Genomic DNA, 12145 nt, shown 5'->3' with positions numbered 1-12145 from the left:
ACCGCCTCCTAGCGCTGGGTATCAGGCTGAAACGGCTTGCTCTCTTGCTCGACCGGATTGACCACCGCCCCAGGACGGATCTTCTGCAATCCCTCCACCACGATGCGATCGCCCTCCTTGAGTCCCGCGATCACCGCCCAATTCACCTCAAAGCGTTCACCCAGCTCGACCACCCGCTTATTCACCGTATTGCCCTCCCCTAACAGCATCACGTAGCGGCCCTGTTGGTCCTCCTGCACCGCCGCTTGAGGGATCAATAGCGCTGCCTCATCATCCGGCGCGCTGATCTCCAAGTTGACGTACATGCCCGGTACCACCAGATCTTGCGGGTTATCGAACCGCACCCGCAGATTAATGGTGCCCGTCGCCGCGTCCACCCGGTTATCGACGTAATCAATGACACCGGTCTGATCGAAACGCTGCCCATCCGGCAGGATCATCGCCACCGGCAACATACCGATCTCCGCTTGGGGATCGGCCATCGCGATGCGCCGTGCGGCGGTCATCTGCCGCTCAGAAGCCTGGAATAGTACATAGATGGGATCGGCCTGCACCAGCGTCGCTAAGTCGGTCTGCGGCGTCACCAGATCACCGGTGGACACCAAAGCCGACGAGATCCGCCCGGCAATGGGCGCTTTGACCTCGGTATAGGACAGACGCAGCTGGGCCGAATCCAAACCCGATCGCGCCTGCACCACTTGCGCCTCAGCCTGAAGCTTGCGTGAGGTCAGCTCATCCATGTCATTATCGGAGATCATGCCATCCGGATGTAAGCGCTTACCCCGCTGCCAATTGAGTACCGCCGCATCCCGCGCCGCCGTCGCCTGTTTCAGCACCGCATTGGCCTGCGCCACCTCCGCCTCAAACGAGGCGGGATCGATGGTAAACAGCAGCATATCCTCAGTCACTTGCTGGCCTTCGGTAAAGTGTCGATCCAGCAGTTGACCGGAGATCTGCGGCTGCAGATTCACATCCTCAAACGCCTGCGTTCGTCCGACAAACTCCGCCCTTGAACGCACCTGTTCGCTGCTCACCGACATCACTTGTACGCTCGGAGGCGGTGCCGCGCTTTGCTGTGGTGCGTCGCTACACCCGGCCAAAACCAACAAGCTCAACACCCACCCTGTCAAACGCATCTCCATAACCATCTCCGTTGGCAATTTGGAACCACTATCAACAAGCGTAACACACGAAACAGCAATATCTTTTTTACCGAACAACAACGATTTTGCGACCCGTATTCAATACACTAAGCTGCAACGGCACGAAAAACGGATTTAGGATAAAGAGCGATGGACAAGCGCAGCTACGAAAAAGAACTCAAACGCCTACAAACGGAACTTGTGGCCCTGCAAGAATGGATCAAACAGGAAGGGCTTAAGGTCGTGGTGCTGTTTGAAGGCCGCGATGCTGCCGGCAAGGGCGGCGCCATCAAGCGCATCACCGAGAAGCTGAACCCCAGACACTGCAAAGTCGCCGCCTTGCCGGCGCCGTCCGACCGAGAAAAGACCCAATGGTATTTCCAGCGATACGTCGCCCATCTGCCCTGTGCCGGCGAGATGGTGCTGTTTGATCGCAGCTGGTACAACCGCGCTGGCGTCGAGCACGTCATGGGATTTTGCACCGAGCCTGAGTACAACGACTTTCTGCGCGCCTGCCCGGAGTTTGAGCGCATGTTGATCCGCTCCGGCATTACCCTGATCAAATACTGGTTCTCGGTCTCCGACGAAGTGCAAGAGCAACGTTTCCTCGAGCGCCTTAGCGATCCGCTTAAGCGCTGGAAATTCAGCCCGATGGATCTTGAATCGCGCTCACGCTGGCAACTCTACTCGCAGGCCAAAGACCGGATGTTCGATCACACCGATACCCGTCACAGCCCCTGGTTTGTCATCGACGGCAATGACAAAAAGAAAGCCCGGCTCAACTGCATACGCCACCTACTTACGCAGATCTCCTATCAGAAGATCGACTATCCGGAGATCAACCTGCCGCCGCTGGATAGCCGTGGCTACGTCCGTCCTCCGGAAGAGGAGCAAAACCGAGTCAAGGACGCCTATTCCGACTAGCGCCACAGATCATAACGGGAAGTTCGGCCATCACTTGGGATCGCCGAACTTCCCGCTATAATGCGCAGCACTTTTTCAGCCAATGCCAGCGACGCCCACGCCATGTCCCAAGCTCAATCCGTCAAAAACGAAGCGACACCGCTAGTCCACCGCCACTTTAAGATCTACAAACCCTACACCTGCCTCAGTCAGTTCAAGCCGGAAAATCGCCGCACTAAGATGGTTCTGGGCGATCTGACCGACTTCCCAGCCGGCACCATGGCCATCGGCCGGCTGGATAAGGACTCCGAAGGGCTGCTGCTGCTGACCACCGACGGCAAAGTCAGCGAGCGGGTGCGCAGCAAAAGCGTAGAAAAAGAGTATTGGGTGCAATTGGATGGTGACATCGATGCGGTCGCCATGGCCAAACTTCAAAACGGCGTCGAGATCGGCGTGGACGGTGGCAAATACCTGACCCTGCCCTGCAAGGCATACAAGATCGAGGGCGAACCGGATCTCCCCGCGCCGGCGCGCAAGCCGCGGGATCTGCGCCACGGCCCGCTCAGTTGGGCCTCCATCACCATCAGCGAAGGCAAAAACCGACAAATTCGCAAGATGACCGCCGCCGTCGGCTTCCCCACCTTACGCCTGGTTCGGGTGCGGATCGGCGATATTCGCATCGATGCGATGCAACCGGGTGACGTGATTGAGCTGGAACATGCGCCCCATAACTAGGACGACTCTCGGTGAGTGTGGGTGGCCGACCGCCATAGTCACTCGTTGTGCTTTGCCTTGGTAACGCAGCATGACCCACTTATTTTTGCGTTCAAATACCAAGCGATAAGCGAAGCAACCGCTTTGGCTCCCGCCTCCCCGCCCTTCAGAGCAGCAAAACCAGCCGCAGCATATCTTGATGCTGAATGCCATGTTCAAAGATAGGCTCGTCGTAATTGTTGAGAAAGTGGTCTTTAACAACCGAGTCCACCCGAAAGCCCAGCCGCTGATAGAAAGTCAATTGGTAGCCAAAGGTGCCGGTGCCCAGCTCAATTCTTACCATCCCTTGCTGGGCTAACTGATCGATCACATAGCGCAGCAATTCAGTACCGATCCCCTGCCCCTGCCGCTCAGGCAACACAGCAACATTCATCAGCTCGACCACGCCCTCGCCCTTAGGCTGCAGCACGCAGGCGGCTAACACCGTCTCTCCCTGCCGCGCCACAAACGCCCGGCCATTAGCCAGATAGCGCCGCACCGCCGCTTCACAGGGATCCGCCTCCAGCAGCAAAGGCATTGGGAGTCGCTCAGGGGCCCATTCACACAGTCTCATCTTGTCAATTTCCAATAGAAGGAGTGCAGGATTGGATCCTATCACTCACCCTGTCACCGGCCACTGCCCATCGTGATACTTTCTTGATAATTGCGTGATCAGCGCTGGATACTCACTTCCTACACTGGCTTCGACCTCTCAATAAATCGGAGCTTTCAGCATGTTCATCAAAACCTTAACCAAAGGCATCACGATCTCAACCCTGCTGGTGGGTGTCGCCGCCCCCCACGCCATGGCCCAAACCCTGCAGCTGACGGTGACCAACCTGACTCAAGGGATCTACTTTACCCCCATTCTCGCCACCGCCCATGACAGCCAATACCACCTGTTTCAAAGTGGCATGGTCGCCAGCCCCGAGCTACAAGCCATGGCCGAAGGCGGGGACATCGCCGGTTTAGCCACCATTGCCGACAGCATTCAGGCCATCAGTGCCGCCAATCCGGCCGGTGGCCTGCTGCAGCCCGCGACCAGCACCAGTGCCACCCTGGAGAACGTCGAAGCGGGCAGCGTGCTGTCGCTCACCGCCATGATCTTACCCTCCAACGACGGCTTCGTCGGCCTCGACAGCTGGCCCATCCCGACCGAGCCCGGCACCTATACCCTCCACCTCAACGCCTACGACGCGGGCACCGAAGCCAATGATGAAGTGCTGGTTGCCGGCGCAGGTGGCGCGCCGGGCACCCCCGGTATGCCCGGCATTCCCGGTGATTTTGCTGGCATGAACGCCAGCGGCGTCACCAGCGAGGAGCCGACCCAAGTGGTGCACATCCACCGCGGAAACCTAGGTGATACCAACAGTGAGGGCGGCGTCAGTGACGTCGACAGCCGCATTCACCGTTGGCTCAATCCGGTTGCCCGTTTGACCGTGGTTGTCGAATAAGGAGCACGTCATGAAACTCACCTCTTTGGTTTTACCCGTTGGCGCCGCCCTGCTGTTGGCCGGTTGTCCCGGCGACAACGACAATGATCCCGTAGTGATCATCACCCCGCCGCCCGCCATGATGGCGTTTGAGATCAGCGTCACCAACCTCACTAGTGCCCAGCCGATGTCGCCGGTCGCCGCGTATCTGCACGATGGCAGCGTCAATGGCTGGCGCTTCGGCATGCCCGCCAGTGTCGCACTGGAGGAGCTGGCCGAGGGCGGCGATGGCAACGCCTGGCTGACGATGGCCCAGGACAATGGCGCCTACAGTCAGGCCAGTGGCGACGGGATCTTGATGCCCGGCGCCCAGCAGACCGTCAACATCGAAATGCTGGCCACCCAGGGACTGCACCTAACGCTGGCGACCATGCTGGTCAACACCAACGACGCCTTTGCCGGCGTGGACGGTCGAACACTGGCGGATCTGGCGGTCAATCAGTCCTTCACCATGACGCTTCCGGTATATGACGCGGGCACCGAGGCCAACTCCGAGCTGGCGGCCACCATACCCGGCCCAGCTGGCGGCGGCGCCGGTTTCGACAGCAACCGCGACGATGTGGATTATGTCGCCCGCCACGGTGGCGTTGTCAGCCTGGATGACGGTTACGCGCAATCGGCACTGCTCTCACTGCATCGTTTTGATGCACCAGTGGCGAGACTGTCTGTAACACGAACCCGTTAATGCCGGTCTGAAAGAGACACCGTGATCTGTGGTGGCCCACGATGGGTCCCCACAGGGTGTCCCTCTCTCCCCGACAATACCGGAGTGCCTACATGGCCCAGCTTCTGATCATTGAAGATGAAGTGGATATCAACGCCCTGGTGGCGATGAACTTGGAAACCCTGAATCATCAGGTCACCCGTTGTCTCGACGGCACGCGGGGCTATCAACTGGCCCAGCAGCAGAGGTTTGATCTGATCGTACTGGATCTGATGCTGCCGGGCATGGACGGGCTGACCCTGTGTCAGCAATTGCGTCAACAGGGCTGCCATACCCCGATTCTGATGCTGACCGCCCGCAATAGCGAAGCGGACCGCGTGGTCGGGCTGGAAACCGGCGCCGACGACTACTTGACTAAGCCCTTCTCAGTGCGCGAGCTACAGGCCCGGGTCAAAGCCCAGTTGCGCCGGGCCGGACTGGCCAAACAGCAACACGAGCCAGAGCCGATCTCGGTCGGCCCGTTAACGCTGGATCCCAACCGACGCCGGGTCACCCTCAGCGGCAGCGCCGTAGAGCTGACCGGCACCGAGTTCGATCTGATCTGGTTTCTGGCCCAACATCCGGGCCGGGTCTACCGTCGGGATGAACTGCTCGATGCGGTGTGGGGCTACCACCACGGCGGCTATCAGCACACGGTGAACTCCCACATCAACCGGCTGCGGGCCAAACTGGAGCGGGATCCGGCTCAGCCCGATCTGGTCCTGACCGTTTGGGGCGTTGGCTACAAATTTAATGATCAGCTCTAGCGGCTGGCACTCAAGGAACACACCATGATCGCATTCAATTCACTGTTTGCCCGCCTTGCCTGGGTGCTACTGGGCGTGTTCCTGCTGCTCGGCCTACTACTGTTGACCCTCAGCCGCCAGATGGACGATCAAGTGGAGGATGAGATCACCCAGCGGCTGCATTTTGCCCTGGCAGAGCACATCGTCCATGAGGGACCGCTGTTTCAAGGCGACACACCAGATCCCGTCGCCGTCGAGCGGGCCTTTCATAACATGATGATCCTGGGCAAAGGTTTCGAGTTCTACCTGCTCAGTCCCGATGGACGGCTGCTCAACTACTCCGCCCCGGCGGAAAAAATCCAGCGTCTGCAGATCCCCATTGACGCCATCCGGCAATATCTGTCCGCCAGCGCCGACCTACCGCTGCGCGGGCCGGATCCCCGCTCGGTCGATCGCAATAAGATCTTCTCCGTCGCCCCCATCTACGCCCAATCCCCTGACGCTCAGCCCGGCGAGCAACTGCAGGGTTATCTGTACATCATCATCAATGGCGAGATCTACGATTCGGTCGCCGCGCAAACCGCCGACGGCGAGTGGTGGGAGCTCAGTGGCCTGATGGCTGTGGCCGCGACGCTGTTTTTGCTGCTCACCACCCTAGGCCTGTTCGCCTGGATGATCCGCCCGCTGCGCCGCCTCGCTCGCGAGATAGACACCCTGGAGCAGCAGGGCTTTACCGGCCAATTGCGCCTCGCCGACGGCGGCCCCGATGAGATCCAGCGCCTCAGCCGCGCCTTCAATGCCCTGTCCCAACGCCTGCAGAGCCAATATCAGAAAGTGAAAAGCGTCGATGAGATGCGTCGCGAGCTGCTGGCCCACGTCAGCCACGATCTGCGCACCCCGCTCGCCGCCTTGCAGGGCTACCTGGAAACCTACCTGCTGCAACACAAACAGCAGGGCGGCGCCGATCCCCGCTACATCGAGATCGCCCATCAAAACGCCGAGAAGATCCACAAAATGGTCGATCAACTGATGGAGCTGGCCCGGCTGGAGAGCGATCAGGTGCCGATGCAACTGGAGAGCGTCAACATCGCCGAGCTGGTGCAAGACGTGCTGCAAAAATACCGCCCCGCCGCCGAAAACAAGCAAGTGCTGCTGGATGTGCAGCCGAAGGATCCCAGTTTGCAGATCAACGCCGACATCGAAAAGCTGGAGCGGGTGTTCACCAACTTGATCGACAACGCCCTGCGCCACTGCCAAGCCGGCGACACCATCACCGTGCGCCTGTCCCCGACAGAGCAACACCTGCGCGTCACCGTCAGCGACAGCGGCATAGGTATTCCCGCCTCCGATCTGCCCCATATATTCGATCCCCACTACAAAGCGGCCAACAGCGTGCGCGGCGACAGTGCCCACTCCGGCCTCGGCCTGGCCATCACCCGTAAGCTACTGGCCCTGCACCAAAGTGAGATCCAGGTTTCCAGTCAGGTGCAACAAGGCACGGAATTTCGTTTCGAGCTGAACTGGGCTTGAGTAGCTTTGTTTGACCAGAGACGGCCACGCGACTCACTCGTTCAGTCGGAACCAACCAGCGACACTCAATCTTGGGCGCGTCGCCGGTAACACCTCGTGCGGAAAGCGGTCGCTAAGGAAAACGACCAAGGTACCCAAAGCCGGCAGAACAGAAGCCACCGATACCCCCAGTGCCACAGGCGACTCAGACCGATTATCGGGATAGATCAGCAGTTCACCCCCGTGCTGCTTCAGCCAATCATGATTAAGGTAAGTCAGCAGCGTGACGACACGATTAGATCGCCCACGAAACGCATCAAGATGTGTCTGGTAAAACTGACCCGGCTGGTAGCGGGCAAAGTGGCTTTCAAAAGAGAACAGCCCCAGATACAGGTGGCGATTCAGGTGCAGACGAAGACGTTCTGCCCATTCCAGCCAAAGGCGGGCCGTGTGAGACTGTGCTTCAATCCAGGCGATCTCATCTCGGCGCACGCCCGTATTGACCTGAGATTGTACCCCACGGCCGATGGCCGCGTTGCGAAAGCCATCGGCTTCCATCGTGGCCAGACAGCACATCAAAGCATCGCTGATCAACACAGGTAAGGCGGCAGGTAAAACGGCATAACCACTTTGGCTCAATGATCGGCAGATCTCATCGAACAGCCCCTCCTCAATCAACAAAGGCGGACAGGTAGGAAGCAGAGGCATTCGGTACTCAACGGGGTGATCCAGACCACCAGTGTGCGCGCCTATCAACAATCTACCTATGAAAAGATCCCTTGATTGACTGTGACACGTCCTTCTCCGCTGTCATACTTCGATATAGAGTCCCCTAAAATGAGTCGTTATGGAGCTGGATGAGATCTACCGCCGCGATCTAAACCTGCTGATCGCGCTCAAGGTATTATTGGAAGAGGGCAGCGTCAGCGGCGCCGCGAAACGACTGAATATGAGCCAGTCAGCAATGAGCCGGGTGCTGGGCCGGCTGCGTGAGCTGCTGGACGATCCGCTGTTTATCCGTCAAGGGCAAAAACTGGTGCCGACCGAGCGGGCACTCGGCCTCGATCAGGATCTGCAACAGCCGCTGGAAGCGCTGCGCATGCTACTGGCCCCACAGGATTTCCAGCCCAAAGCCTGCGAGCAACGCTTTGTGATCGCCGCCACCGACTACGCGGTGCAAACCATCCTGCCTTACGCCTTACCGGAGCTGTACCGACAAGCCCCGGCCATCGAGCTGGAGTTTGCCCCGGTGCAACACGAACATCTGTTGGATCAACTCACCAGCGGCGGCTGTGACATGGCGATCTGCCGCACCGACGGTGACATCGCACCGCTGCACTCGGCCCATCTCGGCCAAGTCGGCGTGTTCTGTCTGCTCTCCAAATCCCACCCTCTGGCCGACAAGCCCCTGACCATCAACGACTATCTCAACTACCCCCATGCCATGATCGCCATCAGCGACGGCGTCAAAGCGCTGATCGATGCAGGGCTCCGCGGCCACCCCGCGCCGAAACAGGTGCTTCGAGCCTATCACCTGGAAACCGCGCTGGCGGTGGTCGACACCATGCCGCTGATCATCACCGTCCCCGCCGATCTGGCCTATCTGGTCGCCGAGAAACACGATCTGGTGATCCGCTCCCTGCCCTTTGAGCTCAAGCCCTTCGACTACTCCTTGCTGTGGCATCCGCGCTGCGAACACTCCGCCCCCCAGCGTTGGCTGCGGGATCTGCTCAAGCAGGAATGCGGCCGATTGATCGATCAGCGCATCCAAGACATGGGGTTGGGCTAAATGACAACCATGGTTCGTCCAAGCGTACAAACGCTCCTTCGGCCCCGTCCGCAGAAAAGCTTGGCTCAATAACTCAAACAAGATAGAAAACTACTTTTCATCCACTCAAGTTCAATACGCCTCTTTGCCCGTGCTTAGCATGGGCAGAGCCGCATACCACTTTTCTACACTAAGACCGTCAAAAGCAAAAACGTGCCGCCAAGAAGTGTCTTTCCCTATGGGCGGTGAAGAGATAAGACTGCACCTTAAATCAAACCAAGTGAAAATCGAATTACTTTACCGCAAGAAGCTTCGCGGTTGAGACTCCGCGTGAAAACAACAAAAGCTAAACGAAAAACATTCCCCAATCATCCTGTTTTTTTAGACGTCATTCCATCAAGTACAACTAATACTAACTAGCCACACAGCCAGTACAGTTAGTACACCACTTTGTGACCAGTGACCATATAACTCCCTTCGAGACACTTAATCTTAATAACGGATAAGCCAATCACTTGGGATGAATGATGATGAGTCGTAAAAACACATTAATGGCGATGGCCATTACAACTGCACTATTGAGTGGCACAGCTATAGCAGAAAACGGCATTAAAGCTACCGTAAAGGGATTGCCAAGCCAAGGCGAACTGGGAATGGTTTATATCAACCCTTATAATATCGCTCCCCTGACTGCTGTGATTGATCTAGGCGGCAAGCGCCTAGCGTCAGCAAAAGTAACAGTGAAAGGCAAAGGCAAAAAAGGGGTCGACATTAACTATGACGTCGAAAGAAAAAGCTTGCTAACCCATAATGGGATCCCTGTGTTTGGTCTCTATGCCAATCACATGAACATCGTCGAAGTCAGCTACAAGCTCTCTACCGGAGAAAACAAAAAAGAGACGTATAAAATTCTGACCCAACCGATAATGACAGTTGCCATGGACCGAATGGAACGCACATTCCCGGAAATGGAAGTGAAAAAGGTTGCGAAAGGCTTTGAAGACCGCCTTTATCTTGTCAATGGTAACCACCGCGGGCCGGATTCCCGTTCTCTGACCTGGACAAACGGTGGTGCCGGTGAGTGGAATGCGATGCCCTCTTATCACTATGTGACGGATACACAAGGTGAGGTACGCTGGTATCTGAGCCCATTCCATTTCAATGGCGATGAAGACATCTCAATGAAGGGTGTCATGATGGGCTATCATCAGGTTGAAAATGGTGAATTGATTGTCGCCAAAGGCCAGAGCTATCTCAGAATGGATCTGCTCGGCCGTAAAGTATTTGAGCGTCGTCTGCCTCGCGGTTATATCGACCACAGCCATGAAATCGTACAAACACCTCACGACACCTACCTCATTCGTGTTGCGAAGAAAAATTACCTTCGCCCCGATGGACAGCGAGTGAATACCGTCCGCGACCATATTATTGAGGTCGATGAATATGGCAACGTAGTCGAAGAGTGGGATATGAATTCAATCCTGAATCCCAATCGGAGCTCGCTTATCACCGTACTGGATTCATCAGCTGTCTGCCTAAACATTGATGAGAATGCACAGGGAGAGATGGTAGAAATTGAACCAGACGCCCCCTTTGGGGATATTGCAGGCATCGCACCGGGACGAAATTGGGCGCATATCAACTCAATTGCATATGACCCCTCCGATGACAGCCTTATTCTTTCGCTCCGCCACCAAGGCACAGTCAAGATCGGTCGTGACAAAGAGGTGAAATGGATCCTAGCAGGCAACCTGGGATGGGGCGATCTCGAGTCCAAGGTATTGACTCCCATTGACAACAAAGGACGTAAGTTGGACTGCCACGAGGGCAAGTGCAAAGATACCGATTTTGATTGGCCTTGGACTCAACACACGTCTTGGCTAACCGATCGCGGCACTCTCGTATCATTCGACAATGGCGACGGACGAGGCTTTGAGCAACCAGCCTTGCCGAATATGAAATACAGCCGTGGGGTTGAGTACGTCATTGATGAAGACAACCTGACTGTTAAGCAAGTGTGGGAATACGGCAAAGAGCGAGGCTGGGACTGGTACAGTCCAGTAACCTCATCAATCCGTTATATGGCAGATAAAGAGACCATGATGATGTTCTCTGGTTCCGCTGGGTTATTTAAGAGACCTGAGGTCTCTCACCCTTGGATCACCGAGGTATCAGCTGACGATAAACGTGACGTAAAAGTGGAGATCAAAATCCATAACGTTGCCCCCACCCTGCCATTTTATCGAGCGCAGGTCATCAATCCAGATCTAGCCTTCTAATCTAGGTTGATTGAACAACACTTAGGCTATCCTTTATGGGTAGCCTAAGTGTAATGGCCAGCAAATACGCTTTCTGAATTATGTTTTAGCAATAATTCACACCGTCACCAACGCACCTAGACTTTATACAACAAGAATGTTTTGCTTCCGCCTAGGGTACTAACAGGCAAGGCAAAAGAGTGCGTAAGATTACCAGCGAGAGAATTCTGCAGGCAGCAATTGTTGATATCAAAAAGAATGGTATCGTCAATTTTTCACTCCCCGGACTGGCAGATAAAGCACACGTATCAAAGTCCACAATCTATGACTGTTTTCCAACCAAAGATGACATCATGCTTGCCGTGTTTAGAGCCGATTTATTGCGTCGCCTTGATTCCATGCTAGAGATAGAGCACTGCCCTGACCTTAACGTTGTTGATAAAATCATATGCTGCTACAGCTTTGTCTTATACCTACACCGCCATACTGGCAATAATCATGGCTTAATGTTCTTAGCGACCAATCCCACCATGTGGAGGCGAGCAAACCCTAACTTGATATCCGACGTTGACCACTTACTGCAGCGTATATTTCGTTTTCCGGAACGATTGATTGAAAGGATAGCCGTTGAAAACAATGAAACACTGAAACCATCATCTCGAACAAAATTACTAATGAACCTGCAGGCCATAGAGCGCGGCTATCTCGTCAACACACTCAATTACGCACTCCAACCCATCTACGTATCTGCCCCACTCGAGCAATATATAGAGGTACTTATCCGAGAGCTACGCACCACCCTTCGTAGCCCCTTACCTCAATACAGCATTGACCGCGTGACTGACTACTTGGAGAAAAACGCTCTGTAAT

General features: G+C 56.0%; 12 protein-coding genes. 9 read left to right on the top strand and 3 right to left on the bottom strand.

Translation table 11 applies throughout. From position 1 onward, the window contains the following. Window positions 1-8 precede the first annotated feature (8 nt). Window positions 9-1142, bottom strand: coding sequence for an efflux RND transporter periplasmic adaptor subunit (locus ABEA08_RS16590; protein ID WP_345336489.1), 1134 nt, complete (start codon window positions 1140-1142; stop codon window positions 9-11). A 150-nt stretch (window positions 1143-1292) separates the two neighbouring features. On the opposite strand from ABEA08_RS16590, the gene ppk2 reads away from it, so the two are divergent. After that, window positions 1293-2066, top strand: a complete 774-nt coding sequence (gene ppk2 / locus ABEA08_RS16585) for a polyphosphate kinase 2 (protein ID WP_345336488.1) — start codon at window positions 1293-1295, stop codon at window positions 2064-2066. Window positions 2067-2168: 102 nt separating this feature from the next. Continuing rightward, window positions 2169-2780 (top strand): pseudouridine synthase, encoded by a 612-nt coding sequence (locus ABEA08_RS16580; RefSeq protein ID WP_345336542.1) that lies wholly within the window; start codon window positions 2169-2171, stop codon window positions 2778-2780. A gap of 145 nt (window positions 2781-2925) precedes the next feature. Here the strand turns inward: ABEA08_RS16580 and ABEA08_RS16575 are convergent, their stop codons facing one another. After that, window positions 2926-3372, bottom strand: a complete 447-nt coding sequence (locus tag ABEA08_RS16575) for a GNAT family N-acetyltransferase (protein ID WP_345336487.1) — start codon at window positions 3370-3372, stop codon at window positions 2926-2928. Window positions 3373-3532: 160 nt separating this feature from the next. Between ABEA08_RS16575 and ABEA08_RS16570 the strand changes: the two genes are divergently transcribed. From ABEA08_RS16570 to ABEA08_RS16555, 4 genes are all read left to right on the top strand, one after another. Next, entirely contained in the window at window positions 3533-4252 is a 720-nt protein-coding gene (locus tag ABEA08_RS16570; RefSeq protein ID WP_345336486.1) for a spondin domain-containing protein, read from the top strand. A 10-nt stretch (window positions 4253-4262) separates the two neighbouring features. After that, window positions 4263-4976 (top strand): spondin domain-containing protein, encoded by a 714-nt coding sequence (locus tag ABEA08_RS16565; RefSeq protein ID WP_345336485.1) that lies wholly within the window; start codon window positions 4263-4265, stop codon window positions 4974-4976. 92 nt (window positions 4977-5068) lie between these two features. Next, window positions 5069-5761 carry a response regulator transcription factor gene (locus ABEA08_RS16560; RefSeq protein WP_345336484.1) on the top strand — a complete coding sequence of 231 codons (693 nt, stop codon included), beginning with the start codon at window positions 5069-5071 and terminating at the stop codon, window positions 5759-5761. A 24-nt stretch (window positions 5762-5785) separates the two neighbouring features. Then, window positions 5786-7270, top strand: coding sequence for a sensor histidine kinase (locus ABEA08_RS16555; protein ID WP_345336483.1), 1485 nt, complete (start codon window positions 5786-5788; stop codon window positions 7268-7270). A gap of 33 nt (window positions 7271-7303) precedes the next feature. On the opposite strand, the gene ABEA08_RS16550 is transcribed toward ABEA08_RS16555, so the two are convergent. After that, window positions 7304-7957 carry a 2OG-Fe(II) oxygenase gene (locus ABEA08_RS16550; RefSeq protein ID WP_345336482.1) on the bottom strand — a complete coding sequence of 218 codons (654 nt, stop codon included), beginning with the start codon at window positions 7955-7957 and terminating at the stop codon, window positions 7304-7306. A gap of 139 nt (window positions 7958-8096) precedes the next feature. Here ABEA08_RS16550 and ABEA08_RS16545 point away from each other — a divergent pair, with 139 nt between their 5' ends. The 3 genes from ABEA08_RS16545 to ABEA08_RS16535 all read left to right on the top strand — a co-directional run bounded on the left by ABEA08_RS16545 (window position 8097) and on the right by ABEA08_RS16535 (window position 12144). Beyond that, complete coding sequence (locus ABEA08_RS16545; RefSeq protein WP_345336481.1) at window positions 8097-9038, top strand: LysR family transcriptional regulator; 942 nt, start codon at window positions 8097-8099, stop codon at window positions 9036-9038. A gap of 509 nt (window positions 9039-9547) precedes the next feature. Continuing rightward, on the top strand, window positions 9548-11296 hold the full coding sequence (locus ABEA08_RS16540; RefSeq protein ID WP_345336480.1) for an aryl-sulfate sulfotransferase: 1749 nt from the start codon (window positions 9548-9550) through the stop codon (window positions 11294-11296). A 179-nt stretch (window positions 11297-11475) separates the two neighbouring features. Beyond that, complete coding sequence (locus ABEA08_RS16535) at window positions 11476-12144, top strand: TetR/AcrR family transcriptional regulator (protein WP_345336479.1); 669 nt, start codon at window positions 11476-11478, stop codon at window positions 12142-12144. Window position 12145: the final 1 nt, after the last annotated feature.

Source organism: Ferrimonas pelagia (genome assembly GCF_039543565.1).
Taxonomy (GTDB): domain Bacteria; phylum Pseudomonadota; class Gammaproteobacteria; order Enterobacterales; family Shewanellaceae; genus Ferrimonas; species Ferrimonas pelagia.
This window is presented reverse-complemented; position numbering and strand designations above follow the sequence as displayed.

What these genes read in the sequence shown, in the direction of transcription:
- ABEA08_RS16565 (WP_345336485.1), top strand. Translation starts at nt 4,263, where the DNA reads ATGAAACTCACCTCTTTGGTTTTACCCGTTGGCGCCGCCCTGCTGTTG.
- ABEA08_RS16540 (WP_345336480.1), top strand. Translation starts at nt 9,548, where the DNA reads ATGAGTCGTAAAAACACATTAATGGCGATGGCCATTACAACTGCACTA.
- ABEA08_RS16545 (WP_345336481.1), top strand. Translation starts at nt 8,097, where the DNA reads ATGGAGCTGGATGAGATCTACCGCCGCGATCTAAACCTGCTGATCGCG.
- ABEA08_RS16570 (WP_345336486.1), top strand. Translation starts at nt 3,533, where the DNA reads ATGTTCATCAAAACCTTAACCAAAGGCATCACGATCTCAACCCTGCTG.
- ABEA08_RS16560 (WP_345336484.1), top strand. Translation starts at nt 5,069, where the DNA reads ATGGCCCAGCTTCTGATCATTGAAGATGAAGTGGATATCAACGCCCTG.
- ABEA08_RS16575 (WP_345336487.1), bottom strand. Translation starts at nt 3,372, where the DNA reads ATGAGACTGTGTGAATGGGCCCCTGAGCGACTCCCAATGCCTTTGCTG.
- ABEA08_RS16555 (WP_345336483.1), top strand. Translation starts at nt 5,786, where the DNA reads ATGATCGCATTCAATTCACTGTTTGCCCGCCTTGCCTGGGTGCTACTG.
- ppk2 (WP_345336488.1), top strand. Translation starts at nt 1,293, where the DNA reads ATGGACAAGCGCAGCTACGAAAAAGAACTCAAACGCCTACAAACGGAA.
- ABEA08_RS16550 (WP_345336482.1), bottom strand. Translation starts at nt 7,957, where the DNA reads ATGCCTCTGCTTCCTACCTGTCCGCCTTTGTTGATTGAGGAGGGGCTG.
- ABEA08_RS16580 (WP_345336542.1), top strand. Translation starts at nt 2,169, where the DNA reads ATGTCCCAAGCTCAATCCGTCAAAAACGAAGCGACACCGCTAGTCCAC.
- ABEA08_RS16590 (WP_345336489.1), bottom strand. Translation starts at nt 1,142, where the DNA reads ATGGAGATGCGTTTGACAGGGTGGGTGTTGAGCTTGTTGGTTTTGGCC.